Below are 20472 nucleotides of genomic sequence, written 5' to 3'. Positions count from 1 at the left end.
ACGGATGCACCATGACGACCACCCGTCCCGGACTGCGCTCCGTGCTGATCGCCCTGGCCGTGACCGGGTGGTTCACCGTGACGGTGCTCCTGGTCCTCCAGCCGGGGTCCCGGTCCACCGCCGCCCTGATCTCCCAGTTCTCGCTGCTCGTGGCGGGCCCGCTGGCCGGGGTCGCCTGCCTGGTCCGGGCCCAGCGCAGTGCTCCGGGCCGGGTCCGGACCACCTGGCGGATGTTCGGCGCCTCGGCCCTGTTCTGGGCATTGGGGACCTCGATCCAGACGGTCTACGTCCTGCTCGACCGGGTACCGCCCACCCCGTCCCTCGCGGACCTGCCCTTCCTGTTGATCGCCCCGCTGTTCGCGGTCGGCCTGCTGCAGATGGCGGTGCCGGAACCCAACCTGGCCGCCCGGCTGCGGGCCCTGCTCGACGGCCTGCTGATCGGCGCCGCCGTGCTGCTGGTGGGCTGGGTCAGCGTGATCGGCCCGGTGGTCCAGGCCAGTTCGACCGGGGTGCTCGGCAAGGTCGTCCTGTTCTACTACCCGGTGAGCGACGTCGCCCTGATCACCCTGGCCACCTACCTGGTGCTGCGCGTGCGGGGCGACGGCGTGCGCACCACCCTGCCGGTGGAGCAGATCTCCGCCGCCGTGATCGCGTTCTGCCTCGGAGACAGCGCCTACACCTACCTCTCGCTGTCCGGCGAGTACTACAACGGCCACCCGAGCGACGCCGGCTGGCTGGCCGGGCTCACCCTGCTGTTCGTCGCCGCCCTGATGCCGCAGCGTCCCAGCGAGACCGAGAACGAGCGGATTCCCCGCCAGATCGGCCAGCTGCTGCCCTACTTCTTCATCGTGGCGGCCACCGCGGCCTCTCTGGTGATCCCCGAGATCACCGGCGTCGACGACGACACCACCCGCTGGATCCGCTCGGCCCTGATCCTGCTGATGGTGGTGCGGCAGCTACTCAGCCTGCAGGAGAACGCGGCCCTGACTCGCGAACTCGAACAGCGGGTGAGCACCCGTACCCAGGAACTGAACACCTCTCACAAGCGGTTCCAGGCACTGGTCGAGAACAGCTCCGACGTGGTCTCGATGGTCGACCGCCACGGTCGGATCATCTACCTGAGCGACTCGGTGGCCCGGGTCTTCGGCGTCCCGCCCCAGATCATGATCGGCCGGGACATCCAGGAGTACCTGGACGAGCCGTCCCGGCGCAGCATGACCGAGACCCTCACCGGCATCGCCGCCGAGCCGCTGGCCACCGCCACGTTGGAGATCGGGGCGATCTTCCCCGACGGGCGCCGGGTGACCATCGAGAACACCATGACCAACCTCCTCGACGACCCGTCGGTGCAGGCCATCGTGCTGAACTCCCGGGACATCAGCGAGCGCCGCCAGCTCGAGGACGAACTGGTCCACCAGGCCTTCCACGACTCCCTGACCGGCCTGGCCAACCGCTCGCTGTTCCTGGACCGGGTGCGGCACGCGATGCGCCGGCGCACCAACGGCACCGAGAGCGTCGGCGTCCTGTTCCTCGACCTGGACGGGTTCAAGGAGGTCAACGACAGCCTGGGCCACGCCACCGGCGACGCCCTGCTGGTCGACGTGGCCCGCCGGCTCACCGGCTGCCTGCGCCCCGGCGACACGATCGCCCGGCTCGGCGGCGACGAGTTCGCCATCCTGGTCGAGGGCGCCACCTCCGGCGACGAGTTCGTGACGGTGGCGAGCCGGATCCGCGAGGCGATGGAGGCGGCGATCGTGATCGACGGCCGGGACCTGTTCATCCGGGCCAGCATCGGGATCGCCAGCGCCCCGGTCGGCACGGTCGGCGCCGACCAGCTGATCCGCAACGCCGACCTGGCGATGTACCGGGCCAAGGAGCGCCAGGACGGCGAGCCGGCCCTGTACGACCCGAGCATGCACAGCACCCTGGTCGAGCGGCTGGCCCTGGAGGCCGAGCTGCGCAAGGCCATCGCCGACGAGCAGCTGCAGGTGCACTACCAGCCCACCTACATCCTCGACTCCGGCGACCTGGTCGGGGTGGAGGCCCTGGTGCGCTGGCCGCACCCCGAGCGCGGCATGGTCCCGCCCGACGTCTTCATCCCGCTGGCCGAGCAGACCGGCCTGATCCACGACCTGGGCCGGTTCGTGCTGCGCCAGGCCTGTTTCCAGGGCCAGGAGTGGTCCCAGCTGTCACCGTCGATGCCGCTGAGCATCGGTGTGAACGTGTCGGGCAAGCAGCTGCAGCGCCGCGACTTCGCCGACGAGGTGAATCGGGCGCTGCTCGAGAGCGGGCTGGCGGCCGAGCACCTGGTGCTCGAGATGACCGAGAGCGTGCTGATGAACGACACCGAGAGCACGGTGCGCACCCTCCAGGCCCTGAAGGACCTGGGCGTCCGGATCGCCATCGACGACTTCGGCACCGGCTACTCGTCACTGAGCTACCTGCACCGCTTCCCGGTCGACATCCTGAAGATCGACCGCTCGTTCGTGGAGCGCCTGTCCGGGGCGGACGCCGAGGACAACCTGGTGCAGAGCATCGTGCAGCTGGGCCACACCCTGAAACTGGAGACGATCGCCGAGGGCATCGAGGAGCACGGCCAGCTGATGGCCCTGCGCCGACTCGGCTGCACCATGGCCCAGGGCTACCACTTCGGCCGCCCCGGCCCCGCCGAGGTGGTGTCCAAGCTGGTCGCCGCCTCGACCGAGCCCCTCGCCCTGCCCAGCACCCCCCGCTCCTGACCGCTACCGCTCCGGCTCCGGCTCCGGCTGTGGGCAGGCGACCGGCCCTATCTGCGCCACATGAACCCAGCGCCCGAACCGCCGGCGCAGCTCGACCCCGCAACGGCGGCAGAAGGTCTTGGCCATGCGGCGATGATGACATCCGCTTCCGGTCCCAGTGTTCACGCTGAGCACCCTCAGGGAGGGGAGGGAGTTTCCCGAGAGAACGCTTGGACGTCCAAGTGTTCTCTCGACAAACTCCCCCTTGAGGTCATGTCCGGGCACCGACCATCACGGCATGAGGCTGACTCAAGGCACGGGCAAAGGCTTGATAACCGCGCGGATTCAACTTCTGCGTGGCACCTTTCGCGACCAAGGCCGGTGAACCCGGTCGCCTCAGATGACGGCGCCCTCGACCATTTCCCGCACCTGCTTCACCGTGCGCCGGGCCGCGTCGATGTGGTCGCGTACCCCGTCCGCATCCTTCATCCGCACAGCTACCCGCGTCATCATCGCCGACTCCGAAGCGCGGCTGCAGAGGGTGGCGGCGCGGGCCAGGCGGCGGTGCACGTCCAGGTACACGTCGCCGGGGCCGATCGGTACGTCCGGGCCCTCGCTGGGGGCCACCGCCTGGGCGTGTTCACAGGCCTCGCGCACCAGTTCGAGGATCTCGTCGAGGTCCTCGGCGATCTCGGCCAGCTCGGCCCGGACCGGCCGGGAGGGCACGACCTCGATGACCGTCCGGTAGCGACGGACGGACCGCGCGAACCGATCGTGCACGCGGCGCCACACGCCGTTACCGAGGGGGCCCGGGCCGATGACCGGCGTCCGGATCCAGTCGAGCATCCCCACGGTTGACCTTCGTCTCTCTGCCTGACGCCCTTGACCTACAGGTACTGGCCGGTGCCGCCCGGGCGGGCCTGCGGCTGACCCGCGAGCCCCTCGGCACCCTGGGGCAGGCCGCCGCCGGGGCTGCCGGGCAGGGCGCGGCGCATCTGCTCGAGCTGGGTGCGGGCCGCCATCTGCTGGGCGAACAGCACGGTCTGGATGCCGTGGAACAGGCCCTCCAGCCAGCCGACGAGCTGGGCCTGGGCGATCCGCAGCTCGGCGTCGGTGGGCACGGTGTCGCTGCTGAACGGCAGGACGATCGAGTGCAGTTCCTCGACCAGCTCGGGGGCCAGGCCGTCTTCCAGTTCCTTCAGCGAGCGCTCGTGGATCGCCGCCAGGCGGGCCCGGCCGGCCTCGTCGAGCGGGGCGTTGCGCACCTCTTCCAGCAGCTGCTTGATCATGCTGCCGATCCGCATCACCTTGGCCGGCTGCTCGATCTGGTTGGCCGGGTTGGTCTCGCTGTCGGACGGGCCGGTGACCGCCATGCCCTCGGGGGTGACCACGACCACTCGTTCCGCCACACCGTCGGCGCCGGCCTCCTGGCTGGAATCGGAAATGTCGGTTACGTCCCCCGTGGTGGCAGACGGGTGCGGCTGGCTGGTCATGGCTCCCATCGTGCCCTGCCGTTCGGCGCCGCGCGAGGCGTTCGCCCTCCGCGTAGACGGATCTCCGCCGCTCGGCGATGCTCCGGATCAGCCGGTCAGCCGATGAAGAAACATGACTGGGAGTGAAGTGTTCTGCATCACGCCCGCAAGAGCCGGTGCTTCAAGACTCAACTTGAACTACGGAACGTGATTCTGGCTGTGCTTGGTGTGGTCAGTGGGTCGTCAGCAGGATCTTGCCGATGTGCTGCGACGCGGCCATCACCCGGTGCGCCTCGGCCGCCTCCGACAGCGGCATCCGGGCGTGGATCACCGGCTTCACCAGGCCCGAGCTGAGCAGCGGCCAGACGTGCTGCCCCACGCTGGAGACGATCGCCTCCTTCTCCGCCGCCGGCCGGGCCCGCAGCGTGGTGGCGATCAGGGCGGCGCGGCGGCGCATCAGGTGGTTCAGGTTGATCTCGGTCTTCGCCCCGCCCTGCATGCCGATCATCACGATCCGGCCGCCGTAGGCCAGGCTGGCCAGGTTCCGGGCCAGGTAGGAGGCGCCCATGTTGTCCAGCACCACGTCGGCGCCGTGGCCGTCGGTGGCTTCCTGCAGCACCTCGACGAAGTCCTGCTCCCGGTAGTTGACCAGGATCTCGGCCCCCAGCTCGCGGCACCGCTCCAGCTTGTCGGCCGATCCGCAGGTCACCGCGACCCGGGCGCCGACCTGCCGGGCCAGCTGGATCGCCATCGTGCCGATACCGCTGGAACCGCCGTGCACCAGCAGCACCTCGTTGGGCCGCAGGCCCGCCGCCATGAAGACGTTGCTCCACACCGTGGCCGTGACCTCGGGCAGGGCCGCCGCGTCGACCAGGTCGATCCCCTTGGGCACGGGCAGCACCTGGCCCTGGGGCACGGCTACCCGCTCGGCATAACCGCCACCGGTCAGCAGGGCGCAGACCTGATCGCCCGGGGTCCAGTGGTCGACCTCGGCGCCGACCGCGCTGACCGTGCCGCTGACCTCCATGCCGGGCCATTCCGGGGCGCCGGGCGGGGGCGGGTAGTGGCCGGCGCGCTGCAGCAGGTCGGCGCGGTTCACCCCGGCGGCGGCGACGTCGATGAGGACCTCGCCGGCGCGGACGGTGGGATCCGGCACGTCCTGCGTCCGGAGCACGTCGGGGTCGCCGAACTCACTGATGACCACGGCCTTCATGGAACAGGACGATACGGCCGAGAAGCCCCGGGATCGGGGAGCCGAGGCTTCGACGTCACCGGCGTGGCGGTGACCGGGCGGCTGCAATCCGTGATCGGATGTCACTCAATCTGCGCCGTCAGGCCGCCGAGACCCTCACGGTGCCCCCCTCAGGTGAACGCCGGCTGCTCGGCCTGCTCGTCGTACCGGCCCTCGTGCTCGACGTGGTCTGCGCCGTCGGCGTGGCCGCGGCCAACGAGGGCGGTGCACGCACGGTCCTGCTCGCGCTGCTCGGCCTCTGTCTGCTCCTGACCCTGTTCACCCTGGCGATCGGGCCGAGCCTGCTGCGCAACGGCCTGGGGCACGACGAACAGACCCGTACCGCCGCGGCCACCCGCCACCACTCGTCCATGATGCCCGCGGTCCCGGTGCAGCGAGGCCCGCTGCCGATCGTGATCCAGCCACCGGCCGAACCGGACCGTCCGGCCCAGCGGGAACCGCGGGAACACCGGCAGTATCCGGCCGAACTGGTGGTGGTGGCGGCGCGGCGCAACGAGGTACTGGTGTCCCGTCAGCTGTCCTGCCTGGACCAGCTGTCGGCGGACGGCAACGGCTCGCTGGAGACTCAGTCGGGGCTGTGGCGGGTGGGGGAGCTGGCCACCCGGCTGCGCCGCAACGGCGAATCGCTGCTGGTGGTCGCCGGTGCCGAGACCGAACGCCGGGCGAGTGAGCCGATGCCGCTGTCCGAGGTGATCTCGGCCGCCACCGCCGAGATCGAGAACGGCTCCCGCGTGGTCACCACGAACTCGCTCGACCGGGCGGTGCGGGCCGAGCACGTGGTCCCGCTCGGGCACCTGCTGGCCGAACTGCTCGAGAACGCGGTCGGTTACGCCTTTCCGGCCGGCGGGGTCCGGGTCCAGGCGGATCCGGTGCGGGGGACGAACGCGGTGCGGGTGCGGATCGAGGACTCCGGTCCGGGCTTCTCCGACGCCGATCTGGAACGGGCCAACCAGCGCCTGCGCAACCCGGAAGCCGTGATCACCGAGGAGATCGGCGCGCTCGACCTGGGGCTGTTCGTGGTCAGCCGGCTCGCCCGGCAGGTGCCGTGCACGGTGGAGATGTCCCGGGCCGAGTCGGGCGGGGTGTGCGTGAGCGTGGACCTGCCCGGGGGCACCTTCGTCACCGGAGCCGGGGCCCGGCCCGCCGAGAAGATCGAACTCAAGGACGGCGCTCAGCCCACCTTTGCGGAGGCGCCGGTGGCCGACTACACGCACTACGACGATCACACCGACCTTTCCGAGTACGCCGAGATGCAGGGTTACACCGACCTTCCGGTGCCCGAGCCCGAGGTCATGCCCGCCGCAGACGATTTCGGTTCCACCGGGCCCCGGCCCGAATACCCGGGAATGCCGGAACCACCGGCCGTTCTGGCCGATCCGGTGGCCGTGGCCGGGCCGCTCTCGCTCGACCAGCCGTTCGGGGCGAATGCTCCGCTGCTGCCGGAAGAGACGCAGCCCTTCGACGAGGCGACAACCCCGGGCGAGGCGCCAACCTTTGCCGAGACACCCGCTCTGGCAGCTATTTCGGCAACGGACGAGGACCCGGCGTTCAGCGAGCCGGAGGTCTCGTACGAGCAGCCGCAGACCTCGTCCGAGCTTCATGACCCCCTTGAACAGGAGTCTTTCGAGCCGACCGAGGTGTACGACGAACCCCTGACCGCTGAACCGAACCCGATTGCGGACGATCTCGGGTCGCCGGACGATGTTCACAACCTGGACGAGTCGCCCGCAGTCGACGAGACAGTGCCCCGCCGACATGGCCGGCGGGCCGCCGTCCCCCAGACGTTCTTCGCCCCCATCGAACCAGTGACGACGGAACCCCCGGCCACCTTCACGGTGTCCGAGCCCGATTCGCCGGCCGACCCGCTGAGCCACCCGCCGCACGTGTCCCACCCCCACGAGGCCGAGCCTGCGGCCCAGCCCGAGCCGGTGGCCCCTCGGCGCTACCCCAGCCGGGCCGAGCTGCGCCGTCAGCGTCGTGAGCTCGAGGAGGGGGCCGAGGCCGCAATGCAGGCCGGCGCGCAGGCAGCCGCCCAGGCCGCGCAGGCCGCCGGACTGACCGTCCGGGGTCCGCTGCCGACTCAGCCCGGCCTGCCCCGGGCCACCGCCGAGCCCCTTCGCGCCGTGCCGATGCAGCCGATGCAGCCCCTGCAGCCGGTACAGCCGGTACAGCCGGTACAGCCGGTGTCCCAGGACTCCGTGTCGCTGCTCGAAGAGGTGCTGAACCGGCAGGCTCGCGAGGCCGCGGCAGAGGCGGAGGCAGAGACAGCGGCGGCGGAGGCGGTCCCGGCCCAGGTCACCCCGCTCGACGACCCGAACTTCCAGGTCCCGGCCGACGACGACCTCACCCCGCCGGAACAGTTCAGCCAGCCGCCGGTCGCGGACTGGCCGGAGAGCCCGGAGGACCGGCAGCCCGCCGAGCCCACCGAGGCTCCCCCGATCCCGGCCCAGGCGGCCGCGGCCGAGGACGAGCCCGGCTTCGAAGAGGCGACCGCCCAGCCGACGGCCCTCACGTCGCCGGAGCCGCCCGGACCGCGCGAGCCGATGGACGAGGAGCCGGCCCGCCCCGCCCCTCGGCACGCAGCCACCGGCCCGGTGCCGATGGTCAGCGCCAGCCGGTCGTCCCTGGCCGGCCAGGCCGCTGCTCCTGCGGAGGCCACCCGTCAGCGGGCCGCCCACGTCCGGGCGATGCTCGCCGGGCTGCGTTCGGGGTCGGAGAAGGGCCGGGAGTCCACGGGCGAGCCGGGGGTGCCGCAGCCGCGGCCGGGAGACAACCCCGAGCGCTGAACGTATGGTGAGGGCGTGGTCGACGCTGCCGATGACCGTCACTCGCCCCTGCCGCCGCTGATCCTGCGGATCCCGGTGCCGGTGGTGGCCCTGGTGATGCTCGCGGTCTGCGCCTGCTCGTTCGTGGCCATCTACCTCGACGTCCCGCCCACCGCGCGCGGCATCCTCGGCGTGATCGCCGCCGGGCTCTTCGCCGTCGCCCTGGGCTGCCTGCGGATGTACCTGGAGGCGGACGAGGAGGGCGTGGCCGTGCGGTACCTCCTGCGGGAGCGCTGGGCCACCTGGGAGCAGATCGAGCGGATCGAGATCGCCTCCGGCATCAAGGGTTCCGAGTCCGTCCGGGTGACCCTGAAAGACGGCTCGCTGATCAACGTGCCGCCGCCCCTGGTGCAGCCCACGGCCCCGACCAGCCGCCCTCGGGCGCTGGCCCGGCTGCGCGGCACGCTGCGCGAGATCGAGGCGAGACGGCCCGACGCCTTCCGGCGGTGAGCCGATCGCCGTAACATCTGGCCAGACGAGAGGTCCTGTCAGTGTCGACGCCTTTCGGAGGATGAGGTGCGCTGTGGCTACGATGGCGGACGTCGCGCGGCTGGCCGGTGTGTCGGTCAGCACCGTTTCGTACGCCCTTTCGGGTACCCGCCCGATCTCCGTCTCCACCCGCGAGCGCATCGAGCAGGCCATGCTCGACCTGGGCTACACCCCCAACGCGTTCGCCCGCGGGCTGAAGAGCAAACGCAGCCGCATCATCGCGTTCCTGCTCCCGGCCCACACCGGCAACCTGCGCCTCAGCACCCTCGAATACGTCCTGGGCGCCTCGGATCACGCCCAGGAGCGCGGTTATCACCTGATGCTCTGGACCACCGGCATCGAGGCCGTCGACGACCTGGCCAACTTCGCCGGCCAGGGGCTGGTCGACGGGGTGCTGGTGATGGACGTGCGGGCCCAGGACCCGCGGATCCCGGTGCTCGCCGACGCGGGGGTGCCGTTCACGACGATCGGTCACCACGCCGGCCCGGACGGCTCCGACGGTTCGGACGGCCCTGACCGGATCACAACGGATTTCGACTCCTCGGCCCAGCTGGCCGTCGGGCACCTGGCCGAACTGGGGCACCACATCCTGGGATTCGTCGACCATCCGCCCGGCGACGAGGTGCCGGAACTGGGCCGGGCGCTCGCTGCGGCGGCCCGGCGGGCGGGGGTGGAACTGGTCTCGGTGCGCGCCGGGCGGTCGGAGGCCGAAGGCCGGGCCGCATTCGAGGAACTCGTCGGTACCGAGGCCCGGGTCTCTGCCGTCATTGTTTCCGGTGAGCACGCCGTGCCCGGCCTGATGCGGGCCGCCGCGGATTTCGGGAGGCGAATTCCCGATGATCTGTCCATGATGTGCATCGACATGGCGCCCCCGGTCGCAGAACTGACAACGCCACCGATGAGCACGGTCGGACCGTTCGCCGCGCAGATCGGTCAGGCGGCCGTGGACTTGTTGCTGCGGCGTCTGGACGGTGAGAAGGGGCCTGCCCGGCAATTGCTCTTCAGGGGGGAACTGAATCTTCGGGGCTCATGTGCACCAGCCCCGGTCGCCGATCAACTCATGGGTAATTCCGAGGCCCGATCCGGGTCTCGACAACGTCGGTACCTGCGGTGATCACCACAAGTTATCTGAACTCTCATCAATAACAGGTCGATCGCAGTAGGTTTACCGCCGTTGACAGCCGGTCAGGGAAGACCTAGCTTCCCTGAAATAGTCGAAACGAATCGACGAGTCCGGTCCCAACGGAAAGGACACAGGTCATGCGAGGCAAAGGCGCCGCGGCCCTAGCAGGTCTTTTAGGCACGGTTCTGGTGTTGACCACCGCATGTGGGGGCGGTGACGACGACGGGGGAAGCGGTTCTGATTCTGCCGCCCGGGAGGCCCGGGGCCCTTTCACATTCGTCACCGGTAAGGACAACAGCGGCACCATGCCGTACATCGAGGAGGAGTGGAACAAGCTCCACCCCGACGAGAAGGTCACCATCAAGCAGCAGTCGGACTCGGCCGACCAGCAGCTCGCCGATCTTCAGCAGCACTTCCAGTCGAAAGACGCGAACTACGACGTCGTCACGGTCGACGTGGTGTGGACGGCCGAGTTCGCGGCCAAGGGCTGGCTCGTCCCCCTGAAGGACGACTTCGCACTCGACCAGGCCGCACTGCTCCCGGCCACGGTCGAGGCGGCCACCTACAACGGCACCCAGTACGCAGCGCCCTACGCCTCCGACGGTGGTCTGCTCTACTACCGCAAGGATCTGGTCGAAAAGGCGCCCACCACCTGGGAAGAGCTGATCTCCTCCTGCGAGGGCAAGACCACCAGCGGCACGATCAAGGGCGACAAGCCCGCGTGCTACGCCGGTCAGCTGGCCAAGTACGAGGGCCTGACGGTGAACGCGGCCGAGGCGATCAACGCCACCGGCGGCACCGTGGTCAGCGAGGACGGCAAGAGCGCGACGGTGAACTCGCCCGAGGCCACCACCGGTCTCGACTTCCTGGTCAACGGCTTCAAGGAGGGCTACATCCCGAAGGAGGCCCTGGGTTTCAAGGAGACCGAGAGCCTGAACGCCTTCTCCGCCGGCCAGCTGATGTACCTGCGTAACTGGCCCTACGCCGCGGCCATCCTGAGCGGTGACAGCTCGAAGGTGGCCGACAAGTACGGCATCGCACCGCTTCCCGGCCCGGACGGCCACGGCGCCTCCAGCCTGGGCGGGCACAGCGTGGCGATCAGCACCTACTCCGACACCCAGGCCAGCGCCCTCGACTTCATCAAGTTCATGCAGTCCGAAGAGGTTCAGCGCAACGACCTCACGGTCGGCACGCTGGCGCCGGTGCTGGCCGAGCTGTACACCGACCCGGAGCTGGTGAAGGAGTTCACCTACCTCCCGGACCTGCTCAAGAGCATCGAGTCGGCGGTCCCGCGCCCGGTGACGCCGTTCTACCCCGCGGTCACCCAGGCCATCCAGACCAACGCCTACGCGGCGTTGCAGGGTGAGACGTCCACCGCCGATGCGCTGAAGAACATGGCTGAAGCGATCGACTCGGCGGCCGCCGGCGGCTGAGTGCGTGTTCGGGAGGATCGTCGCGTGGTCTCCGGCGGAGACCGGCGGGTGCCCACGCTCCGGGGCTCGTGACGCCCACCGAAAGCGGTGATCCCCAGTGGACCGGGCGACCTCGACCAGGTCGCCCGGTCCGCCCGCACCAGCCCTAGGACACCAGTAGCTCAGGAGCAGCCATGAGCATCACCTCCGAGCCGATCGCGGAAAATGCGGCCGACACAAGCGGAAAACGGCGTCGCGGCGGGCGGAACCGGGGCCTTCGCTCCGGCGACAGCAAGCTCGCCCTGATTCTTCTCGCCCCCACCATGATCATGCTGGCGCTGATCGTCGGGTACCCGATCCTCAGCGCCATCTGGTCCTCGTTCCAGACCGACCAGGGACTCAACGCCACCACCGGCCTGTTCGACGAAGGTGGCGCCTGGAACGGTATCGACCACTACAAGCACTGGCTCCTGCAGCAGTGCCCGACCGCGGCCGGCGGCACCACCTCCTGTCCCGAGGGCACCACCGGGGCGCAGTTCTGGAGTTCGGTCGGCATCACCCTCGGATTCACCGTGGTGACGGTGATTCTCGAGGTCATCATCGGCATGTGCTTCGCGCTGATGATGCACCGCGCCTTCCGGGGCCGTTCGCTGGTCCGGGTGGCCGTGCTGATCCCGTGGGCGATCCCCACGGCCGTCATCGCCAAGCTGTGGGTGGTCATCTTCGACCCCCAGGGCGTGCTGAACAACGTGCTGGGAACCAATTTCGCCTGGACCTCCGAGGTCGGCGCGGCGCGGATGGCCATCGTCATCGCCGACGTCTGGAAGACCACGCCGTTCATCGCCCTGCTGATCCTGGCCGGGCTGCAGGGCATCAGCAACGAGATCTACGAGTCGGCCAAGGTCGACGGAGCCAGTGCCTGGCAACGGTTCTGGCGGATCACCCTGCCGCTGGTGAAGCCGGCGCTGGCGGTGGCCGTCATCTTCCGGGCCCTCGACGTGCTGCGGATGTACGACCTGCCGTACATCCTCACCGGCGGGGCCAACGGTACCCAGACCATCTCGATCCTGGTGGTGCAGGAACTGAGAAGCGGGATCAACTCGGCCTCGGCCCTGTCCACGATCACCTTCATCCTGATCTTCGCGATAGCCCTGCTCCTGGTCCGCCTCTTCAACGCCAACATCGTGGAGAGGGGAACGCGATGACCACGACCTCTGTCGGTGCCCCGGTCGGCCAGGCGGCGGACCGGCCGGTCACCGCCTACAAGCCGGGGTTCAACTGGAACCAGCTGGGCACGGCCGCGGCGATCACGCTGATCGTGTTCTGGTGCCTGGCGCCGTTCTACTGGATGCTCGTGCTGTCGGTGCGGGACAACCAGAACACCTTCGACAACACCCCGTGGTTCACCGACTTCACCCTGGAGAACTTCCGGTACGCGTTCGACACCGGGATCAACACCTTCGGGCGGTCGCTGGTCAACAGCCTGATCATCGGTTTCGCGGTGACCGCGCTGGCGATGATCGTCGGGGTGTTCGCCGGGTACGCGTTGTCCCGTCTGGTCTTCCGGGGCAAGTCGATCGTGCTGGCCTGCATCCTGGGTGCCTCGATGTTCCCCGGCGTGGCCATCCTGACGCCGCTGTTCCAGCTGTTCAGCGACTGGGGCTGGCTCGGCACCTACCAGGCGCTGATCCTGCCGCAGGTCTCGTTCTCGGTGCCTCTGGCGGTGTACACCCTCACCAGCTTCTTCGCGGACATGCCGTGGGAACTGGAGGAGGCCGCCCGGGTCGACGGCTGCACCCCGCTGCAGGCGTTCCGTAAGGTCATCATCCCGCTGGCCGCCCCGGCCATGTTCACCACCGCGATCCTGGTGTTCCTGGCCTCCTGGAACGAGTTCCTGCTCTCCAGCGTGCTCTCGAACGGGGTGAAGAGTGTCGAGCCGTCCACCGTGGCGATCGCCAACTTCACCGCCGGGCCGCACATCGTTCCCTACACCCAGACGATGGCCGCCGGCGTGGTGGTCACCGTGCCGCTGGTGATCGTGGTGCTGCTCTTCCAGCGCCGCATCGTCAGCGGTCTCACCGCCGGCGGTGTGAAGGGCTGAACTCGCACGCTGGGCCGGGTGAGCAGCGCCCGGCCCAGCGTGCGAGGGTGAGGCAAGGACAGCGCCGAAAGGATCAATGCCGTGGCTCAGACCCCGCACCCGGAAGCCGACTGGTGGCGTCAGGCCGTCGTCTATCAGATCTACCCGCGCAGCTTCGCCGACAGTGACGGCGACGGCATCGGGAACATCGCCGGGGTGACCGCGAAGGTGCCCTACCTGAAGGCGCTCGGCGTGGACGCGGTGTGGCTGAGCCCGTTCTACCCCTCGGCCCTGGCCGACGGCGGCTACGACGTGGACGACTACCGCGACGTGGACCCGAAACTGGGCACCCTGGCCGATTTCGACGAGATGAGCGCGAAGCTGCACGAGGCCGGGATCCGGCTGATCGTCGACATCGTGCCCAACCACTCCTCCGACCGGCACGTCTGGTTCCAGGAGGCGCTGGCCGCCGCCCCGGGCTCCCCGGCGCGCGACCGCTACATCTTCCGCAACGGCCTCGGGCCGAACGGCGACCAGCCGCCGTCGGACTGGGTCTCGCACTTCGGCGGCAGCGCCTGGACGCGGGTGCCGGACGGGCAGTGGTACCTGCACCTGTTCGCCCCCGAGCAGCCCGACTTCGACTGGAGCAATCCCGAGGTCCGCGACGACTTCCGCAAGACCCTGCGCTTCTGGTCCGACCGCGGGGTGGACGGCTTCCGCGTGGACGTGGCCCACGGCCTGGCCAAGGACCTGGCCGAGCCGCTGCGCAGCATGCCGGTGATCCCGGAGCTGGACATCCAGGTGGACGGCACCAACCCGCTGTTCGACCGGGACGACGTGCACACCATCTTCGAGGAGTGGCGCGAGGTCTTCAACGAGTACAGCCCGCCGCGCGCGGCGGTGGCCGAGGCCTGGGTGCCCACCACCCGCCGCGCCCTCTACGCCCGCCCCACCGAGCTCGGGCAGGCGTTCAACTTCGACCTGCTGCGCGAGGACTGGGACGCCGAGGGCTTCCGCAAGAGCATCACCGAGAACCTGGCCGAGTCGGCGGCCAGCGGTGCGTCCTCCACCTGGGTGCTGTCCAACCACGACGTCATCCGCCACCCCAGCCGCTACGCCCTGCCCACCGGCCTCGGCCGTGAGGGGCTGGACGAATGGCTGCTGTCCGACGGACTCGACCCACTGCCCGACCACGCGGCCGGACTCAGGCGCGCAACCGCGTCCACACTTCTGCTTCTGGCTCTTCCCGGCTCGATGTACCTCTACCAGGGTGAGGAACTGGGCCTGCGCGAGGTGCCGGACATCCCCCGCGACCAGCTCGCCGACCCGATCTGGCTGCGCACCGGCCACCAACTGAAAGGCCGCGACGGCTGCCGGGTCCCCCTGCCCTGGACCGTTGCCCGCGACGCGGCCGGCGGTAGCTCGTTCGGTTTCGGCAGCGGTGGGGCGCATCTGCCCCAGCCCGACTGGTTCGGTCAGTTCTCGGTCGAGGCCGAGGAGGTCGACCCCGACTCCGTGCTGGCGCTCTATCGCACGGCGCTGCGTCTGCGCCGGGAACTGCAAACCACCGAAACGCTCGAATTTGAGACGTCCGTGCCCACCGACGTCCTCAGTTTCCGGCGACCGGGTGGCTGGCTGGTGATCACCAACTTCGGCACCACCCCCGTTCCCCTGCCTTCCGGCGAAGTTCTGGTGGCCAGCGGACCGCTGGCCGACGGCCAGTTGCCCGGGGAGACCACGGCCTGGATCCGGGAGTGAGATGAAGGCCCCCCTTGGGGGGCCTGCAAGACGGGCTTAGGGTTCACCCTATGGAAAGCACCGAGATCACCGTTCGCTCCGGGGACCGTCTGGTCACCGACCTCACCGGGGAACTGGCGCGATTCTGCGCCGGCCGGGGCGACGGCCTGGTCAACGTGTTCGTCCCGCACGCCACCGCCGGGGTGGCCCTGATGGAGACCGGGTCGGGCAGCGAGCCCGACCTGGCCGGAGCGATCGACCGGTTGCTGCCGGCCGAGGACATCTACCGGCACCGGCACGGCAGCCTCGGTCACGGCCGCGACCACGTCCTGCCCGCGTTCGTCAGCCCGTCGGTGAGCATCCCCGTCCTGGCCGGGGAGCCGACCCTGGGCACCTGGCAGAGCGTTGTCCTGGTGGACAGCAACGGGGACAACCCGAACCGGAGGGTGCGGCTGTCCTTCCTGGAGGGATAAGCACTCCGAAGGGTTGTCCCGCGGGTACCCGGCCGTGAACAATCTGTTTCTCGACCATATCGCCAAGGAATGTCTCTCAGAGGGGTGACCTGCAGCAATGCCGATCTACGATGACGCGACCCAGCTCGTCGGGCGTACTCCGCTCGTCCGGATCAACCGACTCACCGAGGGCGCCGGCGCCACCGTCGCGGCCAAGCTCGAGTTCTACAACCCGGCCAACAGCGTCAAGGACCGGATCGGGGTGGCGATGATCGACGCCGCCGAGGCCTCCGGCCAGCTCAAGCCGGGCGGCACGATCGTCGAGGCGACCAGCGGCAACACCGGCATCGCGCTGGCGTTCGTGGGTGCCGCCCGCGGCTACAAGGTCATCCTCACCATGCCCGAGACGATGAGCAAGGAGCGCCGGGCGCTGCTGCGCGCCTACGGCGCCGAGCTGGTGCTCACGCCGGGCAGCGAGGGCATGAAGGGTGCCGTGGCCAAGGCCGAGCAGATCGGCCAGGAGCAGGGCGCCGTGCAGGTCAAGCAGTTCGCCAACGAGGCCAACCCGGAGATCCACCGCAAGACCACGGCCGAGGAGATCTGGGCCGACACCGACGGCCAGGTCGCCGCGGTGGTGGCCGGCATCGGCACCGGTGGCACCATCACCGGCGTGGGCCAGGTGCTCAAGGAGAAGAACCCGGACATCAAGATCTTCGCGGTGGAGCCGAAGGCCTCGCCGATCCTGAACGGCGGCGCCCCCGGCCCGCACCCGATCCAGGGCATCGGCGCCAACTTCGTGCCGGAGATCCTCGACACCAAGGTCTACGACGAGGTGCTCGACGCCGAGGTCGACGACGCCGTGGAGTGGGCCCGCCGGGCCGCCAAGGAAGAGGGCCTGCTGGTCGGCATCTCCTCCGGGGCCGCACTGTGGGCGGCCAACGAGGTCGCCCGCCGGCCCGAGTTCGCGGGCAAGATCGTGGTCGTGATCATCCCGTCGTTCGGTGAGCGCTACCTGTCCACGATCCTCTTCAAGGACCTCCTGGACTGATCACGTTGGCCATCATCCTCAAGTCGATGCTGTCGGTACTCCGGGAAGACCTGCAGGCGGCGAAGCTGCGCGACCCCGCGGCCGGGAGCAACACCGAGCTGATCCTGGGCTACCCCGGGCTGCAGGCGATCTGGAGCCACCGCATCACCCACCGGATGTGGCTGCGTGGATGGCGCGTCCCGGCGCGACTGATCTCGCTGTGGACGCGGGTGGTCACCGGGGTGGAGATCCACCCCGGGGCCACCATCGGGCGGCGCTTCTTCATCGACCACGCCACCGGTGTGGTGATCGGGGAGACCGCCGAGATCGGCAACGACGTGATGCTCTACCAGGACGTCACGCTGGGTGGGCGCAGCCTGAACACCGGCAAGCGGCACCCCACCCTGCTCGACGGGGTGGTGGTCGGGGCCGGCGCGCGCGTGCTGGGGCCGATCACCCTGGGCCGGGACGTGCAGGTCGGGGCCAACGCCGTGGTGGTGCGCGACGTGCCCGACGGTGCCGTGGTGGTCGGCGTGCCGGGTGTGATCCGGCACCCGCAGGTCGACGTGAACAACCAGTGGGCGGAAGACCCGGCGATCTACATCTGAGTCCCCCGAACAACCCATCCGATGATCCGGATGATCTAACGGGTCAAGCCGTTCAGGCGGTCGGCCGATACAGAGCTCACTCCGGTGCGCTATGTATCGGCCTCGCTTATTGTAGCGATACGATTACTCAGCGCATTGGTTCGTCGGCCCGCGCCCTCTCTCCGGTCTGCGGGCTCTCAGGGGACGTGTGACGGAGACAAACTGTCATGAGCCAGATGTTCGCGAACGACGCCCACCTGGTCACACCGGGGAAGGGGGTCCGCCCGATCCGCTGCGTCGGCTGCGCGCGCGACACCCTGCCCCGGCACGACGACGGGGCCCCGCTGTGCCCCCGCTGCTCCGACGTCCTGGCCTCGGCCGCTCTCGGGCGGCCGCTGCTGACCGAGGGCAGACCCTCGCGCTGGTTCTGGTGGCGCTACGAGGACTGATCCACCGAGCCTGTCCGGGTGAATCCACCTCAGCCGGGCCCCCTGACGGTCGAAGATAGTCCGCGAGGCATTCTGAGCCGAGGCGGAGGGGGGATCGGTGCCGGTAAAGCTGCGACTGACCCAGTACGTGCACCGGCTACGGGCCGTTCTCCCGGCCGGGACGGGACTCAGTCACGCCGACTGGCAGAACCGGCACCGGCTGCTGACCTGGCTCACCATCGTCTGCGGCCTGGCCCTGGCGCCGGTGGCCGCCCTGCGCGACCGGCTCGACGTCGAATGGGGCGTCGCCTCCCTGCTCATCGCCGCGATGATCGCCGGCGCGGTGGAACTGCGCTCGCAGCGCCTGGCCGCGTCCGCCGTGGCCGTCGGGCTCACCGTCGTCTGCGCCGAACTGGTCATGCTGTTCGACGGCCGCACCGAGGCGCACTTCTCGTTCTTCGTCGCGGTCGGCGCCCTGGCCCTCTACCGCGACTGGGTGCCGTTCCTGACCTTCCTGGTCGCCACCACGCTGCACCACGCCCTGTTCGGGTCGTGGATGCCGCACATGACCTTCCAGCACGACTCCGGCATCGGGCACCCCTGGTTCTGGGCTGCCATCCACGGCGTCGCGGTGCTGCTCGCGGCCGCCACCCAGGTCACCGCCTGGCGGCTCACCGAGGCCGAGGAACGCCGGGCCCTGGAAGACCTGAGCCAGGCCGAGGCCCAGTTCACCGCGGCCTTCGAGGAGGCCCCGATCGCGATGACCATGCTCGCGGCCGACGGCACCGTGCTGCGGGTCAACCCGGCCTTCAAGAGCTGGACCGGGATGGCCGGCCCGCTGCCCCCGCGCGCCCAGCTCAGCGACCTGCCGATCCAGATCGAGGGAGCCCGCGACACCCGGCTGCACCGGCGGATCCTGCAGGGTGAGGCCGACGTGCTGCGTGAGGAGCGCACCTTCCACAACGTGGACGGCCGCGTGCACCAGGTGGAGATGCACGCCAGTGCCCTGCGCGACAGCGCCGGCCGGCTGCAGGTGATCGTCTCGCACTACCTGGACGTGACCGAGAAGCACCAGCACCAGGAGGCGCTGCGCAAGCAGGCCCGGGAGGACGCCCTCACCGGGCTGCTGGGCCGCCGCGCTTTTGAGGCCGACCTGAACATGCTGGTCTCGGAGTACGCCGGCGAGGTGTCGGTGATCTACATCGACGTGGACCGCTTCAAGAGCGTGAACGACAGCTACGGCCACAGCGCCGGAGACGAGGTCTTAAGGACGATCGGGGCCCGGTTACGCGCGGTCGTCCCGGACACTGCGGTGCTGGCCCGGCTGGGCGGTGACGAGTTCGCCGTGGCCCTGGTCGGCCCGACCACTGCGGTGGAGAACCTGGCGATCAGCGTGGCCGGCTGCTTCGAGGCGCCCTTCCCGCTGCCCACCGGCCGGAAGCTGACGGTGACCGCCAGCGTCGGGCTCAGCCTGGCCGGAGCGACCGGGCCGGAGGCCACCCTGGAGAACGCCGACCTGGCCATGTACGCGGCCAAGCAGGGCGGCCGGGCCCGGGTGCAGCTGTTCGACGACAGCATGCGCGAGGCCACCCAGCAGCGGGTCTGGGCCGAGCGCACCCTGCGCGCGGCCCTGGAGGGCGACCTGAAGTCCTCCCTGCCGGTCTGGTTCCAGCCGATCTACTCGCTGCAGACCCGCACGGTGGTCGGCGCCGAGGCCCTGGTCCGGCTGCGCACCCCCGAGGGCGAACTGATCCCCCCGGGCCTCTTCATCCCCCTGGCCGAGGAGACCGGGCTGGTGGTCCCGCTCGGCGAGCACGTGCTCCGCACGGCCCTGGAGCAGCTGGACGCATGGGGCGAGGCGATGCCCTACGTCTCGGTCAACGTCAGCCCCAAGCAACTGGCCGAGCCCGGCTTCGTGCCCATGCTCACCGACGAGCTCACCCGCTCCGGCCTGCAGGACCCCTCCCGCCTGGTCCTGGAGATCACCGAGACCTCGATGCTGGAACGCGGCATCGACCTGAGCGAGCGCCTGGCCGCGATCAAGGCCCTGGGCGTACGGCTGGCCCTGGACGACTTCGGCACCGGCTACTCGTCCCTGACCTGGCTGCAGAGCGTGCCCGCCGACATCGTCAAGCTCGACCGCAGCTTCGTCGTGGGCCTGTCCCACGACCAGGACAAGACCGCGATCATCACCGCGGTGCTCTGGCTGGCCCGGGCGATGAGCATGACGGTGATCGCCGAGGGCGTGGAAGAGCTGGAAGACGCCGAGGCCTTGGACAAGGCCGGCTGCCCCGCCGCCCAGGGCTGGTACTTCTCCCGCCCGGTCGAACCCCCGGCGATGACCGCCCTCCTGACCCCCCGCCAGGTACGCGCGGTGAGTTGAGCCCTTTCATAGGGGAAGGCGCCGATCGTTGTGCCAGACTGGTGTGCGCATCCTTGGGGCTGACGGGCCCTGGGGCTGTGGAGGAGAGCTGGCCGAGTGGCCGATGGCGGTGGTCTTGAAAACCACTGAGGTGTCAAAGCCTCCGGGGGTTCGAATCCCTCGCTCTCCGCACGGTGAGCAGTGAAAACGGCCCCTGACCTGGCACTATCTGGGTCAGGGGCCGTTCTTGTGTGAGTGGTCCGAGTCTCGCCCGGTCTCAGTTGGAGCCGCTGAATCTCACTGGTTGGGGCAAGGGTGGGGCAAGATCTCGCAGTTCCGCAGGCCACAAGAGGTCCCACCCTGACTACGCCAGGAGAAGGACCCCCCTCTACAGGGGGGCGAAGTGCTGCCGATGCAGCACATGAGGTGATCCCGGCCCGGAATGAGGAGCCCCATGTCTGAGACCACGAATAATCAGTTCCTCAGCACATGTATTGCATGCGGCCACA

The 20472-nt window shown here is 69.7% G+C and carries 16 protein-coding genes and 1 tRNA gene; 14 read left to right on the top strand and 3 right to left on the bottom strand.

All coding sequences use genetic code 11. From position 1 onward, the window contains the following. The first annotated feature begins 11 nt into the window (after positions 1-11). Positions 12-2738, top strand: a complete 2727-nt coding sequence (locus QSK18_RS30410) for a putative bifunctional diguanylate cyclase/phosphodiesterase (protein WP_285626280.1) — start codon at positions 12-14, stop codon at positions 2736-2738. A 375-nt stretch (positions 2739-3113) separates the two neighbouring features. On the opposite strand, the gene QSK18_RS30405 is transcribed toward QSK18_RS30410, so the two are convergent. From QSK18_RS30405 to QSK18_RS30395, 3 genes are all read right to left on the bottom strand, one after another. After that, positions 3114-3563, bottom strand: a complete 450-nt coding sequence (locus QSK18_RS30405; protein WP_232811611.1) for a hypothetical protein — start codon at positions 3561-3563, stop codon at positions 3114-3116. Positions 3564-3604: 41 nt separating this feature from the next. Next, entirely contained in the window at positions 3605-4219 is a 615-nt protein-coding gene (locus QSK18_RS30400) for a bacterial proteasome activator family protein (protein ID WP_408623343.1), read from the bottom strand. Positions 4220-4421: 202 nt separating this feature from the next. Next, the gene (locus tag QSK18_RS30395; protein WP_232811610.1) at positions 4422-5402 is read right to left on the bottom strand and encodes an NAD(P)H-quinone oxidoreductase; all 981 of its coding nucleotides are present in this window, start codon (positions 5400-5402) and stop codon (positions 4422-4424) included. Positions 5403-5500: 98 nt separating this feature from the next. Here QSK18_RS30395 and QSK18_RS30390 point away from each other — a divergent pair, with 98 nt between their 5' ends. The 13 genes from QSK18_RS30390 (at position 5501) to QSK18_RS30330 (ending at position 20153) form a co-directional block, all read left to right on the top strand. Further along, positions 5501-8227 carry a sensor histidine kinase gene (locus tag QSK18_RS30390; RefSeq protein WP_285626275.1) on the top strand — a complete coding sequence of 909 codons (2727 nt, stop codon included), beginning with the start codon at positions 5501-5503 and terminating at the stop codon, positions 8225-8227. A gap of 15 nt (positions 8228-8242) precedes the next feature. After that, positions 8243-8716: a PH domain-containing protein gene (locus QSK18_RS30385; protein ID WP_232811608.1), complete on the top strand. Its 474-nt coding sequence runs from the start codon at positions 8243-8245 to the stop codon at positions 8714-8716. Between the two features lie 82 nt (positions 8717-8798). After that, complete coding sequence (locus QSK18_RS30380; protein WP_232811650.1) at positions 8799-9869, top strand: LacI family DNA-binding transcriptional regulator; 1071 nt, start codon at positions 8799-8801, stop codon at positions 9867-9869. A gap of 146 nt (positions 9870-10015) precedes the next feature. Next, positions 10016-11311 carry an ABC transporter substrate-binding protein gene (locus tag QSK18_RS30375; protein ID WP_269810237.1) on the top strand — a complete coding sequence of 432 codons (1296 nt, stop codon included), beginning with the start codon at positions 10016-10018 and terminating at the stop codon, positions 11309-11311. A 173-nt stretch (positions 11312-11484) separates the two neighbouring features. Next, complete coding sequence (locus tag QSK18_RS30370; protein WP_232811606.1) at positions 11485-12495, top strand: carbohydrate ABC transporter permease; 1011 nt, start codon at positions 11485-11487, stop codon at positions 12493-12495. Beyond that, on the top strand, positions 12492-13391 hold the full coding sequence (locus QSK18_RS30365; RefSeq protein WP_232811605.1) for a carbohydrate ABC transporter permease: 900 nt from the start codon (positions 12492-12494) through the stop codon (positions 13389-13391). Before QSK18_RS30370 ends, QSK18_RS30365 begins: the two co-directional genes overlap by 4 nt. Before the next feature lie 81 nt (positions 13392-13472). Beyond that, positions 13473-15128: a glycoside hydrolase family 13 protein gene (locus QSK18_RS30360; protein WP_285626267.1), complete on the top strand. Its 1656-nt coding sequence runs from the start codon at positions 13473-13475 to the stop codon at positions 15126-15128. Between the two features lie 50 nt (positions 15129-15178). Then, complete coding sequence (locus QSK18_RS30355) at positions 15179-15580, top strand: YjbQ family protein (RefSeq protein ID WP_232811603.1); 402 nt, start codon at positions 15179-15181, stop codon at positions 15578-15580. 97 nt (positions 15581-15677) lie between these two features. Next, positions 15678-16607, top strand: a complete 930-nt coding sequence (gene cysK / locus QSK18_RS30350; RefSeq protein ID WP_232811602.1) for a cysteine synthase A — start codon at positions 15678-15680, stop codon at positions 16605-16607. A 26-nt stretch (positions 16608-16633) separates the two neighbouring features. Next, entirely contained in the window at positions 16634-17194 is a 561-nt protein-coding gene (gene cysE, locus QSK18_RS30345; protein ID WP_232811601.1) for a serine O-acetyltransferase, read from the top strand. Positions 17195-17400: 206 nt separating this feature from the next. Beyond that, positions 17401-17622, top strand: a complete 222-nt coding sequence (locus QSK18_RS30340; protein ID WP_232811600.1) for a hypothetical protein — start codon at positions 17401-17403, stop codon at positions 17620-17622. A 97-nt stretch (positions 17623-17719) separates the two neighbouring features. After that, positions 17720-19984, top strand: coding sequence for a putative bifunctional diguanylate cyclase/phosphodiesterase (locus tag QSK18_RS30335; RefSeq protein ID WP_232811599.1), 2265 nt, complete (start codon positions 17720-17722; stop codon positions 19982-19984). A gap of 82 nt (positions 19985-20066) precedes the next feature. Next, positions 20067-20153: transfer RNA gene (locus QSK18_RS30330), tRNA-Ser, on the top strand. The last annotated feature ends 319 nt before the right edge of the window (positions 20154-20472 follow it).

Source organism: Kineosporia sp. NBRC 101677 (assembly GCF_030269265.1).
GTDB classification, from domain to species: Bacteria; Actinomycetota; Actinomycetes; order Actinomycetales; family Kineosporiaceae; genus Kineosporia; species Kineosporia rhizophila.
Note: the sequence above shows the minus strand (reverse complement) of the source record. Positions and strands in the feature narration are given on the sequence as shown.